Annotated in this window: 18 protein-coding genes; 10 read left to right on the plus strand and 8 right to left on the minus strand. The window is 35.3% G+C overall.

What is annotated here, in order from left to right; all coding sequences use genetic code 11:
* Positions 1-329 precede the first annotated feature (329 nt).
* The gene (locus tag ACVWXS_RS04040) at positions 330-1,571 is read left to right on the plus strand and encodes a nucleoside permease (protein WP_456956261.1); all 1,242 of its coding nucleotides are present in this window, start codon (positions 330-332) and stop codon (positions 1,569-1,571) included.
* 200 nt (positions 1,572-1,771) lie between these two features.
* Here ACVWXS_RS04040 and ACVWXS_RS04045 read toward each other — a convergent pair whose 3' ends face one another.
* From ACVWXS_RS04045 to ACVWXS_RS04055, 3 genes are all read right to left on the minus strand, one after another.
* The gene (locus tag ACVWXS_RS04045; RefSeq protein WP_456956263.1) at positions 1,772-2,224 is read right to left on the minus strand and encodes a VOC family protein; all 453 of its coding nucleotides are present in this window, start codon (positions 2,222-2,224) and stop codon (positions 1,772-1,774) included.
* A 65-nt stretch (positions 2,225-2,289) separates the two neighbouring features.
* Complete coding sequence (locus ACVWXS_RS04050) at positions 2,290-2,592, minus strand: hypothetical protein (RefSeq protein WP_456956265.1); 303 nt, start codon at positions 2,590-2,592, stop codon at positions 2,290-2,292.
* A 30-nt stretch (positions 2,593-2,622) separates the two neighbouring features.
* Positions 2,623-3,417: a phosphotransferase family protein gene (locus tag ACVWXS_RS04055; protein ID WP_456956267.1), complete on the minus strand. Its 795-nt coding sequence runs from the start codon at positions 3,415-3,417 to the stop codon at positions 2,623-2,625.
* A gap of 182 nt (positions 3,418-3,599) precedes the next feature.
* On the opposite strand from ACVWXS_RS04055, the gene ACVWXS_RS04060 reads away from it, so the two are divergent.
* Positions 3,600-3,722, plus strand: coding sequence for a hypothetical protein (locus ACVWXS_RS04060; protein WP_456956269.1), 123 nt, complete (start codon positions 3,600-3,602; stop codon positions 3,720-3,722).
* 221 nt (positions 3,723-3,943) lie between these two features.
* Entirely contained in the window at positions 3,944-4,900 is a 957-nt protein-coding gene (locus ACVWXS_RS04065) for an MBL fold metallo-hydrolase (RefSeq protein WP_456956271.1), read from the plus strand.
* A gap of 59 nt (positions 4,901-4,959) precedes the next feature.
* On the opposite strand, the gene ACVWXS_RS04070 is transcribed toward ACVWXS_RS04065, so the two are convergent.
* Positions 4,960-5,460: an NUDIX hydrolase gene (locus ACVWXS_RS04070; RefSeq protein WP_456956273.1), complete on the minus strand. Its 501-nt coding sequence runs from the start codon at positions 5,458-5,460 to the stop codon at positions 4,960-4,962.
* Between the two features lie 37 nt (positions 5,461-5,497).
* Entirely contained in the window at positions 5,498-5,665 is a 168-nt protein-coding gene (locus ACVWXS_RS04075) for an IS3 family transposase (protein WP_456956569.1), read from the minus strand.
* Between the two features lie 177 nt (positions 5,666-5,842).
* Here ACVWXS_RS04075 and ACVWXS_RS04080 point away from each other — a divergent pair, with 177 nt between their 5' ends.
* Entirely contained in the window at positions 5,843-6,763 is a 921-nt protein-coding gene (locus ACVWXS_RS04080) for an MBL fold metallo-hydrolase (RefSeq protein ID WP_456956275.1), read from the plus strand.
* Between the two features lie 70 nt (positions 6,764-6,833).
* Here the strand turns inward: ACVWXS_RS04080 and ACVWXS_RS04085 are convergent, their stop codons facing one another.
* Positions 6,834-8,654: a DNA ligase D gene (locus ACVWXS_RS04085; protein WP_456956277.1), complete on the minus strand. Its 1,821-nt coding sequence runs from the start codon at positions 8,652-8,654 to the stop codon at positions 6,834-6,836.
* A 104-nt stretch (positions 8,655-8,758) separates the two neighbouring features.
* On the opposite strand from ACVWXS_RS04085, the gene ku reads away from it, so the two are divergent.
* Positions 8,759-9,577 (plus strand): non-homologous end joining protein Ku, encoded by an 819-nt coding sequence (gene ku, locus ACVWXS_RS04090; RefSeq protein ID WP_456956279.1) that lies wholly within the window; start codon positions 8,759-8,761, stop codon positions 9,575-9,577.
* A 2-nt stretch (positions 9,578-9,579) separates the two neighbouring features.
* Here the strand turns inward: ku and ACVWXS_RS04095 are convergent, their stop codons facing one another.
* Positions 9,580-10,122: an AAA family ATPase gene (locus ACVWXS_RS04095; RefSeq protein ID WP_456956281.1), complete on the minus strand. Its 543-nt coding sequence runs from the start codon at positions 10,120-10,122 to the stop codon at positions 9,580-9,582.
* Between the two features lie 100 nt (positions 10,123-10,222).
* Here ACVWXS_RS04095 and ACVWXS_RS04100 point away from each other — a divergent pair, with 100 nt between their 5' ends.
* The 3 genes from ACVWXS_RS04100 to ACVWXS_RS04110 all read left to right on the plus strand — a co-directional run bounded on the left by ACVWXS_RS04100 (position 10,223) and on the right by ACVWXS_RS04110 (position 12,440).
* The gene (locus tag ACVWXS_RS04100) at positions 10,223-10,537 is read left to right on the plus strand and encodes a hypothetical protein (protein WP_456956283.1); all 315 of its coding nucleotides are present in this window, start codon (positions 10,223-10,225) and stop codon (positions 10,535-10,537) included.
* A 51-nt stretch (positions 10,538-10,588) separates the two neighbouring features.
* Positions 10,589-11,350, plus strand: a complete 762-nt coding sequence (locus tag ACVWXS_RS04105) for a class I SAM-dependent methyltransferase (protein ID WP_456956285.1) — start codon at positions 10,589-10,591, stop codon at positions 11,348-11,350.
* A gap of 70 nt (positions 11,351-11,420) precedes the next feature.
* Positions 11,421-12,440 (plus strand): serine hydrolase domain-containing protein, encoded by a 1,020-nt coding sequence (locus tag ACVWXS_RS04110; RefSeq protein WP_456956287.1) that lies wholly within the window; start codon positions 11,421-11,423, stop codon positions 12,438-12,440.
* A 21-nt stretch (positions 12,441-12,461) separates the two neighbouring features.
* Here the strand turns inward: ACVWXS_RS04110 and ACVWXS_RS04115 are convergent, their stop codons facing one another.
* Positions 12,462-12,992 (minus strand): dihydrofolate reductase family protein, encoded by a 531-nt coding sequence (locus tag ACVWXS_RS04115; RefSeq protein ID WP_456956289.1) that lies wholly within the window; start codon positions 12,990-12,992, stop codon positions 12,462-12,464.
* A 102-nt stretch (positions 12,993-13,094) separates the two neighbouring features.
* Here ACVWXS_RS04115 and ACVWXS_RS04120 point away from each other — a divergent pair, with 102 nt between their 5' ends.
* Both ACVWXS_RS04120 and ACVWXS_RS04125 read left to right on the plus strand, forming a co-directional pair.
* Positions 13,095-14,039, plus strand: coding sequence for a helix-turn-helix transcriptional regulator (locus tag ACVWXS_RS04120; RefSeq protein WP_456956571.1), 945 nt, complete (start codon positions 13,095-13,097; stop codon positions 14,037-14,039).
* 94 nt (positions 14,040-14,133) lie between these two features.
* Positions 14,134-15,171, plus strand: coding sequence for a DUF418 domain-containing protein (locus ACVWXS_RS04125; protein ID WP_456956291.1), 1,038 nt, complete (start codon positions 14,134-14,136; stop codon positions 15,169-15,171).
* Positions 15,172-15,372 lie beyond the last annotated feature (201 nt).

Raw genomic sequence — 15,372 nt, forward strand, 5'->3', positions numbered from 1 at the left:
CCCTGGAAAAATGAAAACTTTGGAATCCTACTATTGAAAATCAAGCAACAGACCATGTACATCGTAATGGAGTACAAAATGAAAAATTCGTATGAATCTGATTAGTAGTAAAGGCTGTAGGTATGTCCACAGTTGTAGAGTCCGTGGAAGAAGTTACTTTGTATTTCCTCAAATAAGAACAAAGAATTTATTGATGATCGATTAATGCATGAAAAAATTCATAAAAACAACAGTATTAGCTCAAATTATAAAAGGAAATATCGCAGGATAGCGCTAGTGCCATTTTTAAGCAAAAAAAAGCACTTCATCACCTTCTATAGGAGGAAAAAATGAACATAAAATTACGTCTAAAAATAATGATTTTTCTGCAGTTTTTTATTTGGGGATCGTGGCTTGTTACACTCGGCTCTTATATGATCAATACGTTGAATTTTACTGGCTCACAAGTTGGAATTGTGTATAGTTCAATTGGTCTTGCTGCCATTTTTATGCCAAGTCTTATAGGCATTATTGCCGATCGTTGGGTAAAAGCAAATATTTTATATGGAATATTACATTTCCTCGGTGCGATTACCTTATTTGTCGCTGCTCAAATTTCAGATCCAACTTTCATGTTTTGGATAATGTTCTTTAACTCCGTCGTTTATATGCCAACACTTGCCTTATCGAACACAATTTCTTATGTTAGCCTAGAAAAAGAAGGGTTTGATATTGTAAAGGACTTCCCACCTATTCGTGTCTACGGGACAATTGGTTTTATACTTGCAATGTGGATTATCAGTCTTGCTAAACTTGAATTAAGTAATATTCAGCTTTTCATAGCTAGTGGAGCGTCGATGTTACTTGCACTATACTCATTTTCTCTTCCAAATTGCCCAACTTCCAATGCAATAAAGGATAAGTCGTTGGTAAGCCTTTTGGGACTTGACGCTTTTATTCTTTTTAAACAAAAAAAAATGGCATTGTTTTTCCTTTTTTCAATGCTATTAGGTGTTGCACTTCAAATTGCAAATACATTTGGTGATCCTTTTTTACATGACTTCGCATTGAACCCAGAATATAAGGATAGCTTTGCTGTTAAATACCCAGCTATTTTATTATCAGTGTCACAAATTTCAGAAGTATTCTTTATTCTGACCATTCCTTTTTTCTTACGTAGATTTGGTATTAAGAAAGTAATACTTATCAGCATGGTGGCATGGACATTACGCTTTGTATTATTTGGATATGGAAGTCCAGTCGGAGTAGGATTCTTCTTGTTATTGTTATCGATGATTGTTTACGGATGTGCATTTGATTTCTTTAATATTTCGGGGGCCATTTTTGTAGAAAAAGAAGCCGATCCTCGAATTCGGGCAAGCGCTCAAGGATTATTCAGCACAATGGTCAATGGAATCGGCGCCTATGTGGGGGCTATCTTTAGCGGAACAGTAGTTGACTATTTCACAGTTGACGGAGTAAGAAATTGGCATAATATTTGGTTATTTTTTGGAGCCTATACTTTCGTTTTAGCCATAATTTTTGCGATCACATTTAAATATACAAATGACAGCAATGAAATGAAAATGTAACTGTTCGATCAAAAAAGAATATAGATTATGAATTGAATTCTTTTGTCTCTCTAACACCAATAATTTGTTCCCTTTTCGAGATGTCAAGGATGTCACCACAATGCTTACTTTCAAGTACATATAAGAGCCTTACTGTTCATTGGTATAAGGCTCTTAAATACTTGCTACCTACAGTTACTTCAGGATGCTGTTAAATGGCTTTAACGCTTTCTCCACTCTCCAAGAGACATCATTTTAAATTCTTCATCAACATCTAATCTCAATGGTGTTATTAATTCTAATGAATTCCCATCTGGGTCTGAGAAATAGATTGCAGCATGCGCATGGGGATTGTTTGGTAGTACTAGAGGTTGATGTTCGGAAGTAAAACCAAATTCTGTTCGAATTTCAATTCCAATTGAATTTAACCACACTGCTACACGCTCAAGATCTTCTTCATCAATTTTAAACGCTACATGTCGGATTGATGGATGGTATTTTAATTGGACACTATCACTTTCCCATAAACCTAACCAGCTTTCACCTTTAACGATCCAAAAGAATGCAACTTTTCCTTTTTCATATGCGAGTTCTAACCCTAACTTTTTATAAAATACAATCGAGTTTTCTAGATTACTAACCGGTAAATGTGCTTCATATAAACCTTTAATCATTTTTATATTCTCCCATTTCATCTTTCTTCATGAAATAAATATATTAAAAACACTTTCCATTTACATCAATCTTTAGTCTGAACCTTTAAAAAGCCTATTAAAACAGAAAAAATTCCAACTAATACATAAATCAAACTATTGAAAAAAAATATAATAATGAAAAACATACTAATATAAGTAAAATCGTCACCAATACTAAAAATACTTGAGATTAATTTAACCAAAGATAGGAGAACAACTGGTATCAAAAATGCACCGAATAATCCAATACGTATCAATGATATATTTTTCAATTTATAGAAATATAAAAACACACCATTAGTTAAAAAAATTAAAAATAAAAAAAATCCAGCTATAGATATATCCATAATTAAACAAACAACCTCCAAAATTTAGCGTTAAAAGAACTCATATAATCCATTAACAAAATAATCATATATTTTGTCATCAATCATATTTTCACCATACCCTTCAAAAAAGATTTGTTTTTCGATTTCGTTTTCAAAGACATTTGGTTTCGGTCGAATTGCTAGTGAGACATCATATCTTGGATCTCCATATGCCCCACTCCCCCAATCAATCACACCTGTGATTTTCCCGTTGGAAACTAATACGTTATCAATTGTATAATCTCCGTGAATGAACGTCTGCTTATAATGATCTGGTCTATGCTTTATAACCTTTTCCAATAACTCCTTCGTTCCATCTACTTCATTATTCATAAGATTATTGTGTGCTTGACTTATCATTTGCTCAAGCCAGTTTTTATTGGGTATTAGTTCCTCTGGGCAAGGCGTTGAATGAATATCAGCTAAAAGTTTGCCAAAGTTAAATATTATTTCTTGTCTTGTTTCCTTATTTTTCTCATCTTTTAAAGCAAGTCGGATCGTATCACCCTGTAAGAACTCAAATAGTGCCCAACATTGACTATTTTGCTTTTGTTCAACAAATAGCTTTACTTTCGGAATAAGTAGTTTTGTTTCCTTGGCCAAGCAGTTTAGTACTGAAACCTCTCTTTTTAACAAAGAACAAAACCATTCACCTTTTGTTCTTTTGAGAACATAAGAGCCTTGATGATTGTGAATAATCCCAACATCCGAGGTGTATCCTTGTCTTGGAAACTTAATAGAGTTAATGTTTTTTAGATATTCTCCTATTTCATCTGGTAGTTCACCTATCTGTATTGGCTGCAATTAAAAACCCTCCTCTGAAAAGACTTTAGTCTAAGGTCTGTGGAAGTTACATTTTGCTCAGTCATGTTATTCAGCTTTCTATCTTTGTTTGTATTCTTTTTAACAAGATTGACTTTTCATGGACTCATCACTAAAAGTTGTGGATGACATTTAATAAAACATATGCCATGTATATGAGTTGATTGGAGTGGAGGCTGGGCGACTCCTCGGGGATCAGTGATAGGGGAACGAAGGCTAAGAGCATCACGTCCTGTGATAACGCCTTCGTGACCAACATCGTGTTGGCCCGAGACCCTGGAGCGTAAGCGAAGCGGCTCATCGGACGCCCCCAGGAAAGCGCCCAGTCGGAACGGAAATCAACCACACCTTATGATGATGAGCCTTCTCTTTCCATTAATATCTCCCTGAAAAAATGAATAGACACTCAGATTGTATTTCTATTATTATAAAAGATAACAACTAATTTTTAAGATAAAAATTGCACATTAGAGAATATTTCACACACATTCGAAAGGGGTTTATTTAAATGGGGAGAGTCCAACAACTTGCACCAAACTTTTATTGTATTGATACACATGATTTAAATCGGGAACAACGTACAAGCTCCTATTTGCTAATCGATGAAAAAATTGCATTAATCGAGACCTCTGCTAGTCCGTCTATACCCTATATAATAGAGGGTTTAGAGGAATTACATATTTCTCTAGAGGATATTCAATATGTAATTGTTACGCATATCCATTTAGACCATGCTGGAGGTGCGGGATTATTTTTACAAAGTTGTCCAAATGCTTCATTCGTTGTACATCCACGAGGTGTCTCTCATATGGTTGATCCTAGTCGTCTAATCGCAAGTGCAAAAAGTGTTTATACTGACGAATTCGATCGTCTATTTGATCCAATTGTTCCTATCGATGCAGAGCGTATTATAGAAATTGGACATGAGGAAGTACTGTCGTTAGGTCAACATCAGCTAACGTTTTATCATACAGAAGGACATGCAAAGCATCATGTTTCCATGCTTTATTCTGCGACGAATGGTTTGTTTGTTGGGGATACAACAGGTGTACGTTACCCAGAGATGGATGGAGAGGCCATTGATTTAATCATTCCTTCCGCTTCACCAAATCAGTACGACCCAGATACAATGGAACAATCTATTCAGCTTTATGAGAAGCTCCATGCTACAGAATTGTATTTCGGTCATTACGGAGCGTATAAAAATCCAGCTGAAGCTTATAGACAAGTGCGTTACTGGACACCGTTCTTTCTAGCAGAAGGGGAAAAGGCACTAACTGTCTCAAGTGATTTGAAAGAACAAGTACAATTTCTAGATACTCGCTTAAAGAAGCTTTTACACAACTACTTACAGGAAAATGGCATTGAAGAAAGTCATCTCGTTTATCAAACCATCCCATTCGATACAAATGTTTCGGCAATGGGGATTCTCGATTACTTAGAGAAAAAGAATTCCAAAAATTAAAGCATTGGCAATGTTGTATTTTAGACTTAATTGGAGAGGAGAAATTCTCTCCGGTTCTTTTATGTTCTTTTTTCTTGAATCGTTACGAAATGTTTGATTTCTGCAGGCAAGCAAGTAAGTTCTGATTTAAAGAACTCTGGGAATAGAAAGGCATCCTTAAGATTCGAAATAGGTAACCATTCTAATCTTTCTTCCATACCTTCATTGGTGTAGCTTTCACTTTTTACTTCGACTTCAATTGATTTCATCAAATAAAAGAATGATATTTCATGAAATTGCGTTTCTCCATATGGACCACTTTGAACGGGAAAAAAGTTTTCATGAATAAACACTAAACGATCCACTTCAAAATGCACTTTGGTTTCTTCAAAGCATTCGCGGATGATGGCTTCTTCCATCGTTTCCTGTAATTTTACTCTTCCCCCGACAGAATAGTAGTAAGGGTCACGACTATTTTTAACCATCAGCACGTTACCATCACGGAGAATTATTGCGCCCACCCTCATATTGAATACACCATCTTTAGTCGAGAATGTAATGTCTTGCTTTTGCTTATCCATCTAAATCTCCTGCCTTTCAAATGTTAACTTTATCACTCTATGTAGCCATCTTTTCTCGATATTGCACAGGACTACATTTGAGTTTATTTTTAATACGCTTATTGTTGTAGTAGTGAATATATCCATCGACAGCGAGCTTTAAAGATTCAAAACTAGAGTAAGCTTTCCTCCCTCCCCTGATAAATAAGCATAGACTACACTCAATTTAATTGTTTCTCATATTTTACCATATAAAAACACCATTCATTAAAGTGCAAGACGAATATGCATACAATCTTTTTATTAAGATGCAGAACAGCTTTGTTACTATCTAAAAGGTATTGTTTTAATCATGATCGAATATAGAAAATATAGGTAAGTTAAAAAATACGAGGTGAGTTAAATGAACGATGCATTTTATAGTAAACACTTTACGCTAGAGCAAATTAGTAAAACTATCTTTGCAGCAATAGCCAAAGAAGGTAGCGGGGCTGTGGCAAATGCGGGTTTTGTGGATCTAGGTGATAAAGTTATCGTTTTTGATACATTTAACACACAACAAGCATCTGAAGACCTAAGACTCATAGCAGAAAAAATTACAAATCAAACCGTTACTTGGGTTGTTAACAGTCATTGGCATGGCGACCATATTCGAGGCAACCAAACATTTAAAGATAGTGTTATTATTTCAAGCCAAATTACACACTCAAAAATAAGAGACATGCATCCTTCTAGATTCAGTAAACAGAAAAATGATATCCAAGGCTTAAAAAACTATATTCAATCCTTAAAAGACCAGCTAAATCAAACCAACGATATCAAAATACAATATCAAATAAATTCACTGAGTGAGTTAAAAGATTCTTTACCCACTTTGGAATTAGTATTACCGAACCAAACATTTACCAATGAAATAACCTTACAAGGAACGAAACGCTGTGCAAAGCTTTTCACATTAGGAGGTGGTCATTCATTTTGTGATGCTATGCTTTATATTCCTGATGAGAAAGTAATATTTATGGGTGACTTATTATTTGTGAATTGTCACCCAACGTTTTTTGAAGAGTCTGACCCTGTGAAATGGAGCAAAATTTTAAAAAAGGTTGAAAGACTAGAAATTGATGTGGCGGTACCAGGACACGGTCCAACGGGTACAAAAGAAGATATCTCAAAAATACTCAATTACATTTCTAAATTAACTTCCATTGCAGAAAAGAGCAACCCAAATGAGAATATTGAAATCCCTGAAATCTTTAAAGAATGGAGTTCACCGGAGTTTTACCAACAAAATATAAAACGATTAAGAGAGTTGTCAAATCTTTAGTTTTTGTAATATTGCATTCACAATATTCAAGTTTAGTTAAAGAGAAGGCTTAGCAATTTGGCCTTCTCTTTTATTCATTTAAATGATCCAGGACAGATCGAAAATCCTGGCTCTCCCCTATTTCTCGAAAATCCCGAAATGGATTACCCACTTTTTTCATTCGCTCCAGTACAGCTGGAATTGTAAAGCGGTCTGGTGTTAACTGTTCATTGACCTCCTCCCAGTGTAACGGAGTCGCCACTAATCCCTTTTCATTGCCTCTAGTTGAATATGGAGCAATAATCGTCTTACCTTCTGCATGCTGCACATAATCTAAATATAATTTTTGATGTCTATTCTTCTTTAAACGCTCGATTGTATACAAGTCCGGTTTTTGCTCACATAAAAACCGACAAATAAATTCAGTGAATACTCGCACCTCTTCATAAGAAAAGGAATTTTCAGGTAACGGTATATATAGCTGTAATCCTTTACCTCCCGATGTTTTAACAAAAGATTGTAGCTTAAAATAATCGATAATTTCCTTTAAATCCAGCGCCCCACGAATGGCCAGTGAAAATTGCTCTACAGATGGAGGGTCTAGATCGAAGACAATCTCAGTCGGATGCTCTGTTTGCAACGTTTGGAATGGGATATGTAGCTCTAACGCAAGCTGATTGCCTAGCCACAATAATGTTTCCAGATTGTTACATACAAGATAATTAATGTCTCCTACCCTTCCCGTTGATACAAATGCAGGTATTTGCTCGGGACTACTTTTTTGATAAAAGCTTTCACCCGGAACCCCATGTGGAAACCGAATTAATGTAAGCGGTCGATTTCTCAGAAAAGGTAATAAATACGGAGAAATCATTTGTAAATAATGCAAATACCCATCCTTCGAAATATCGATCTCTGGCCAAATAGGCTTATCAGGATGCGTAATATGAACCGTATCTGGAATAGGAAAAAGTTGACGCTGCATGTGCTGCCATTGACAATCCTCCGGTAACCTCTCCAGCCGAAATGCATGGAAACGTGGTTCTCGAAGTTTGCTGCCATCAAAATCAATACATGCTATATCAACACAGATGGATGGCTCCAGTTCCCATGTTTCATTACTCCTTTGTCCATTCGCTTGAAAAAAAGTAATAAGTGTTTTACGCTCTTCCTCTGACAGTCCATGTTTAAAACTAACTATTTCTACTAGCTCGTCATGTTGATAAACAGAGCCGTGAAAATAACCATTTCCATGATCATATTTTGTGACGATAACCGTTACAAATCGCCAATTTTTAATTTTTACCCAATGTGTAGAGCGAGAATTTTCCATCCATTTACTCGTTTTCTTCTTCGCAACCATTCCCTCCCCATTGTAAACTTTTATAGCATGCCAAAGTGTTTCACTATGCTCCACACTGCTAATCGCTTGCAAAGGGCGTTGATCCTCATAATTGACAGTCACAGGGAGCTTTAAAGTCGTAAAAAGCTTTGAAAGTTGCTGTTTACGTGTTTTTAAATATTTATTTGTCAGTGACTCGCCTTTATAGCTTAGTAAATCAAATGCAATATAATGAAACGGAAAGGAGCTTGCATGCGCAGCAATCACTTCTTTATTTTGCATCCTCCCTCTTTTTTGAACTAACGAAAAATCACTGTTAAAATCATTCGTTAAATAAACTAACTCACCATCAAATGTTATGGGTAAAAACGCTTTAATTTGATCAAATAGGCTATTACAAAAATCCAGGATCTCTGGAAACAAATGATTTAAGTTATTGCCATTTCTGCTTATTAACATTGGCTGTTCAGCCCATACTAACATACATCTAAATCCATCATATTTCGTTTCATACATCCACTCTTCACCACTTGGCGTTTCAAGCACTTCTGTTAACAGCATTGGTTTCATATGAATACCTACTTTGCTTTTTATCTTCAGTTTTTGACGATTTCACATTAAGATACATAAAAATAAGCAAAATATATCATAGTAAGAAAAACGAGGTGATACGAGTGCATACAGTTTGGAAAGGCAGTATCTCATTTGGTCTTGTCAATATACCAGTGAAACTACACGCTGCTACTGAAAACAAAGACATTAAACTGCGACAACTCCACAAAGAATGTCATACACCTATTAGCTATAAAAAAGTTTGTGAAGGCTGTAACCAAGAAGTTAAAGATGAGGATATCGTGAAGGCTTATGAGTATGCAAAAAATAAGTTTGTCGTATTAGACCAAGAAGAATTAGAAAACTTGCGCAAGGAAAATGAGGATAAAGCCGTTGAGATCATTGATTTTGTGAAATTAACCGAAATTGATCCTATTTATTTTGAACGTACTTATTTTTTATCCCCTGATACAACTGGCAGTAAAGCCTATTCCCTATTACGTCAAACATTAGAGCAATCCGGTAAAATAGGCGTTGCCAAAATTATGATCCGTTCAAAAGAGCAATTAGCAATTGTCCGTGTTTATCAAAACGCGCTAGTGATGGAAACCATTCATTACCCTGATGAAGTAAGAAGTGTGAGTGATGTACCGAACTTACCAAGTGAACAAAACGTTGTTCCAAAAGAGCTAGAAACAGCACTAATGCTCGTAGATCAATTAACAACTGAATTTAACCCTGAAAAATATACAGACGACTACCGCAATACTTTAATGGAGCTGATTGAGGAGAAAAAAGCTACGAATACAATCTCCACTAGCGATAAACGTCCCGTTCCTGATAATGTCACGGACTTAATGACCGCACTTCAAGCTTCCTTAGAAAAAACCAAAAAGCCAACAACAAGAAAACGTACAGCGAGAACGAAGAAAAATGCTTAAAATTATTTAGAAGCGTATCCATTATTTTTGGATATGCTTTTTTCAACTATTTTACTTTTATTTGTTACGACCAATAGCTTGTCACGATACATTTCAAATTTATGACAAAAATCGGGTTTGACAATCTCTTCAAAACGACGATTCCATTTAAGCAAGTTAATGAATATTGCAAAAGTAGGTTTGTAATTCGATTTTTCTAGACCTAGTTTTTGTAAAATAAATCTTTTTATGATCCGATAGATGCGTATGAAATAATTAGTATCTAAAAAAATAATGAAGTCGGCATGATGAAGACTTTGTGCTACCCAATCTTCATAATGGACGCCTTCAATTATCCAATTTTCAGTTCGAATAATAGCTTTTAGATGATCTATCTTTTCTTGTTCGGTCCTTCTTATATCCCCTGCTTCTTTCCTAATCCAAACAACATTATCTAATTCATAATGAGGAATATTGAATTTTGTAGATAATTCTTTTGCTAAAGTTGTTTTCCCACTACCAACAGAGCCAATGATATGTATTCTCCGCGGAAATTTATTGTTCAAACGAGCCCTCCTTTTCATTTTTTATAGAATGATAATTTGTGGATTACACCCAAAATCGATGATGGCGTTTGATAAAACGTATACTATGTATATAAGTTGATTGGAGTGGAGGCTGGGCGACTCCTTGGGGATTATCGATAGAGGAACGCAGGCTAAAATCATCACGTCCTGTGATAACGCCTTCGTGACCAACATCCTGTCGCTGACGCTGCGTTTGCACTACGCTTTCGCACAGAAAAACATTTGTTGCCCCGAGACCCTGGAGCGCAAGCGAAGCGGCTCATCGGACGCCCCCAGGAAGCTTTGCTCTGTGCGAAAGCGAAGCGTCAGCGACAAAGCGCCCAGTCGGAATGGAAATAAACCCCACGTTATGGTAATAAACCTAATTTATAGGATAATTGTATTTATTATATAATATTCTGTACACTGGAATAGAGAAAATTTATATCGAAGGAGATTATTTTTTATGTATCAAAATGAATTCAGCGGTAATTTAGAGAAATATAAAAACCCTATAGAATATGATACCCTCTATGAAAATTATCAAGATGACTTGCATTATATTGAAAATCACCTTAAAAAGAAAAAAGATACAATTATTGAACTAGCTTGTGGCACAGGTCGATTAGCTATTCCCCTGGCCAAGCAAGGATTCGATGTTTATGCAGTAGATATCCATGAAGGGATGCTTCAATTAGCGATGGATAAAGCACAAAAGCACAATGTCCATGTGCATTTTACTGTGCAAGATTGTACACAGCTTCAATTACCGATTTCATCAAATTTCATCTATATGACAGGTAATTCATTTCAACATTTTTTAAGTAATGAAAGTCAAAATGCTTTATTGCAGTCTGTTAAAAAGCACTTACATGAAGGAGGAGAATTTGTATTCGATACGAGAAATGCTATTTTATGTGAGCTTTCTAATATGGATGAATACGAAGAAAGTTTGGTCAATAGTAACGGTGAAAAACTAACGATTCTGCACCGCGAAGAATATGATCCTGTCACACAAATCTTGACTTGCCATGCTTTACATAAGCTAGAACATTCAGCTTCAACTTTCGAAGATTCCATACTACTTCGCTATACATATCCAATGGAAATGAAGAGGCTTCTAGCTCAAAATGGATTTGAATTGTTACATTTATATGGTTCATGGAACAAGAGTGACTTTACAAAAGACAGTCCATCTATGATTGTACATGCACGGTTAACAAAATAAAAACCCCTAAACAAGAACGTACATTCCTTTTTATGTTATATTAAAGAAAAAGTTAGGAGAAAAATAGAGGATGAACATTAGTGAACGTATGGAGCATAATCGTGTAGCTGGCCTGAGTCATGTAGCGATCGACAAGGGAAAAATCAGTAAGGCAGATTACTTTGGTGTTTCTGAAGCAGGTACCGATAATAAAATTAATGAGCACACAATTTTCAATGCTTGTTCGATTAGCAAGTTTTTAACTAGTATTTTAGTGCTGAAATTAGTAGAACAACGGCTAGTAGACTTAGATGAAGATGTCAATCAGAAGCTAGTTTCATGGAAGGTACCTGACAATGCATTTACAAAGCATAAAAAAGTTACATTACGCAACTTACTCTGTCATCAATCCGGTATTGTGGAACCGGAAGGCAGTTTTACGACGGTAGAAACTTTCAATGACATGCCATCCATGGTAGAAATACTGAATGGTAAAACTCCTTACTGCAATACCCCTATTGAGGTAACGTATGAACCCGAAAATGAATTTCACTATTCGGATGCAGGCTATTGTGTCATTCAATTACTTATTGAAGACACAATGAGCAAACCATTTTCAATTCTTATGGACGAATTTATTTTCAAACCGTTGAACATGACAAACAGTATATTTTCTACCAATATTCCAGCATTCAATACGGCCAATTTAGCTTGTGGTCATGATCAAAATGGCGCGTTAATTTCAGGGAAATACTCTATATATCCATTTCTTGCAGCTTGTGGTATATGGACTACTCCAAACGATTTAGCAAAATTATTATTAGATATTATGAATGCTGTAAAAGGACAAAGTAAAATTGGTCTTACAGCAACACAAATAAATGAATTGTTTCGACCTCAAGGAAGTAAGGAATGGACAGGCCTTGGTGTATTTCTGGATGGTGCTGACGAGAAACTCGAATTTTCATCTCTTGGCTGGGGTGTTGGGTTTCAATGTATGCTAGTAGCCTATCCATTTCTAGAAAAAGGAATGATCATGATGACGAATACTGATACAGGGGTACATCAAATGAAGGGAATCATGGGTGAAATCTATCATTCGCTATCTTAATCATAGAAAAGAGGCTTATGATCAAGCCTCTTTCATCACCATATAATGCATTTGCACCATTTGCCCATAGCGTTGGGTATTTACTAACTTCAAATCTTGATATGGATTTTTCCCCTTAAACAATGGGATTCCAGAGCCTAATAGATGCGGTGTAATCGTAATAATTAATTCATCTATTAACTGTTCCTTCATAAATGCATCAAGTATGTCAGCTCCACCAACCATCCATATTTTCGAGCCTTCCTGTTCCCTTAATTTTTTCGAAAAAGCTACGACATCCTCATACACAAACTCAACATGTTCGTTTTTACCTCTTAATGTCGACGAGAATACATAACATTTCTTATCGGGATATGGAAAAGTCTCAGTATGCTCTATAACGTAATCATACGTTCTTTTACCCATAATAACGGTATCGATGGATTGATACATGTTGGAATAGCCAGCATCCCCTTCCACCTCTGTTTCTTCCAGCCATTGTAAATCATCATTTTCTTTCGCAATAAATCCATCTAAACTAGTGGCAACATATAATATGATTTCTCGAGACATATCGTCATCTCCCTTTCTCTTTTGAAAAACTCATGAACACTATTTATACTAATCATAAAACATGACAACTACTGGCATGATTAAATGAAAAAAGGTGAGAAAATGTCAAAAGCAAAACGTTTACTAGATATTCTTCTATTTGTTAGCGCAAAAAAGAAATTTACTGCACAGGAAGTTGCTGATGAATTCAATATATCGATTCGCACGGTTCATCGATATATTTTAGATTTAAGCGATATGGGCTTGCCTATTTACGCAGAACAAGGACGAAACGGTGGCTATACTGTCCTCACTAGCAGACTACTTCCCCCTATTTTATTTACAGAAGATGAGGTCGTTTCAATTTTCTTTGCGTTTCAATCACTCAAATACTATCGTGATCTGCCCTTTGATGCGGAAATCTCCTCCGCTTCTCATAAATTATATAGCTCGCTTCAACATGACGCCAAACAGAAAGTGAATAAACTTCAATCCTATATCGCCTTTTGGAATCCTAAAAGAGCCATTGAAACACCTTTATTGAAAGATGCTTTAGAGGCAGCCATTGAAAATAAAAATCTTCATATTCAATATGAATCCAAATCAGGTACAACTACGAAACATATTCATCCTCTTGGTGTTTACGCACATGATGGATTATGGTATATGCCTGCCTTTGATTTCACTAAACAAAAAATATTACTATTTCGTGTAGATCGTATTCTTTCTATCGTAGAAAGCGAAGAAAACAAAGAGGAATTTTTAAATTTGGAGGAGTGGTTTGGCAACACCTACGAGATTAAACAACCCATTCGTTTACATGTACTATTATCAAGGGAAGGTGTACGACAATGCAAAAGCGAACCAAGCCTTGAAGATTTAGTTATCATAAATGAAGATGGCACAGGTTTTATAGATTCTATTATAGACAAAGGTGAGCTTAATTTTATTAGCTCCCTCTTTTATCGACTTGGTGTACATGCTCAAATTGTAGAACCAAAAGAATTAATCAATATTTTAAGACAGCAAGCAAAAGAAATCTTATCTATGTATCAAGTAAATGATTAATGCTTTATGACGATTTTGTAAGATTGGCGTAACATTCATCGTTACTACTATTTTAGGAACTTCTGTATACTTTGTGAGTGAGGAGGAGAGGTAAATGCAACCAATTGAATTAAACAAACGAATTGATACATTAGATTATTTAAGGGGATTTGCTTTATTAGGAATTATATTGGTAAATATTCCAGCACTCTTGTGGATTGAACCACCTAATACATCTGTTGATATTGCGTACAATAGATTTTTAATGCTTTTTGTGGAAGGGAAGTTTTTCTCCATTTTTTCATTTTTATTTGGTGTTGGCTTTTATATTTTTATTTCTCGTGCAAAAGCTAAAAATGAAAAAGCATATTTATTATTCATTAGAAGAATGATTATTTTATTGTTAATCGGACTTGTGCATTTCTATTTTCAGCCAGGAGAAGCACTAACCGTCTATGCGATATTCGGTCTGATAGCATTACCATTTTACAAAGTTCGAAAAGAAATAAACGTAACTATAGGGCTTATATTGTTAGCTGTGACAGCTTATTATGGAATCAAAATTGCTATGCCATTTCCACTTATTTTACTGGGATTAGCAGCTGGTCAGTATCGAATTTTTGAAAAATTCAATGAAAATCGCAAAAGCTTACTTGCCTTTACAATTATTATGTTCTGTATTAGCATCGGTGGATTGCTCTATCAATGGCATTATGTACCAGATGTAGGAGTGAACTTTAACGATATGTCAAAGAATGAATTTACAGAACATGTTACTAACGTTGAAAAATTTGCACTAATAGGGCTTCAATTCAGCCCATTTGTATCGGCATTTTATGTTGGACTATTAATGCTTTTACTGCAACATCCATTATGCCAATTCTTACTTTCACCATTAAAAGAATATGGTCGAATGGCATTAACAAACTATTTAGGGCAAACAGCGCTAATCTTAATTATAGGCAATGCCTTTCAGCTAATTGCCAATATTCGTTTGATCCAATCTCTGTGGATTTGCATAGGCATTTACATTTTCCAATTACTATTTAGTAAGCTTTGGCTAAAATTCTTTAGATTTGGTCCATTAGAATGGTTGTGGCGAATGGGCACGTACTGGACAATACCATCATTACGTAATAGTTCAAAAAAATAGAATGAAGAATGACAAAGACCTAACAGCAGGTTTTTTATATACACATAGTGGTAGTGTACCCTATTTAATTCTATCTTTACTCATACCTTCGGCAAAAATCAAACCTCATTATTTTGGGCATTTCTACTTAGGTAGTGACCTTCTTTGTTGTCCAATACTTATGAAGATGATTATATTAAAAAAGCGACAAAACCTCTGAGG

Source organism: Lysinibacillus sp. TE18511 (assembly GCF_054062295.1).

Bases quoted from the DNA above. Each gene is read 5' to 3' on its own strand.
- ACVWXS_RS04040 (WP_456956261.1), top strand. From the start codon at position 330: ATGAACATAAAATTACGTCTAAAAATAATGATTTTTCTGCAGTTTTTT.
- ACVWXS_RS04045 (WP_456956263.1), bottom strand. From the start codon at position 2,224: ATGATTAAAGGTTTATATGAAGCACATTTACCGGTTAGTAATCTAGAA.
- ACVWXS_RS04050 (WP_456956265.1), bottom strand. From the start codon at position 2,592: ATGGATATATCTATAGCTGGATTTTTTTTATTTTTAATTTTTTTAACT.
- ACVWXS_RS04065 (WP_456956271.1), top strand. From the start codon at position 3,944: ATGGGGAGAGTCCAACAACTTGCACCAAACTTTTATTGTATTGATACA.
- ACVWXS_RS04070 (WP_456956273.1), bottom strand. From the start codon at position 5,460: ATGGATAAGCAAAAGCAAGACATTACATTCTCGACTAAAGATGGTGTA.
- ACVWXS_RS04080 (WP_456956275.1), top strand. From the start codon at position 5,843: ATGAACGATGCATTTTATAGTAAACACTTTACGCTAGAGCAAATTAGT.
- ACVWXS_RS04085 (WP_456956277.1), bottom strand. From the start codon at position 8,654: ATGAAACCAATGCTGTTAACAGAAGTGCTTGAAACGCCAAGTGGTGAA.
- ACVWXS_RS04105 (WP_456956285.1), top strand. From the start codon at position 10,589: ATGTATCAAAATGAATTCAGCGGTAATTTAGAGAAATATAAAAACCCT.
- ACVWXS_RS04110 (WP_456956287.1), top strand. From the start codon at position 11,421: ATGAACATTAGTGAACGTATGGAGCATAATCGTGTAGCTGGCCTGAGT.
- ACVWXS_RS04115 (WP_456956289.1), bottom strand. From the start codon at position 12,992: ATGTCTCGAGAAATCATATTATATGTTGCCACTAGTTTAGATGGATTT.
- ACVWXS_RS04120 (WP_456956571.1), top strand. From the start codon at position 13,095: ATGTCAAAAGCAAAACGTTTACTAGATATTCTTCTATTTGTTAGCGCA.
- ACVWXS_RS04125 (WP_456956291.1), top strand. From the start codon at position 14,134: ATGCAACCAATTGAATTAAACAAACGAATTGATACATTAGATTATTTA.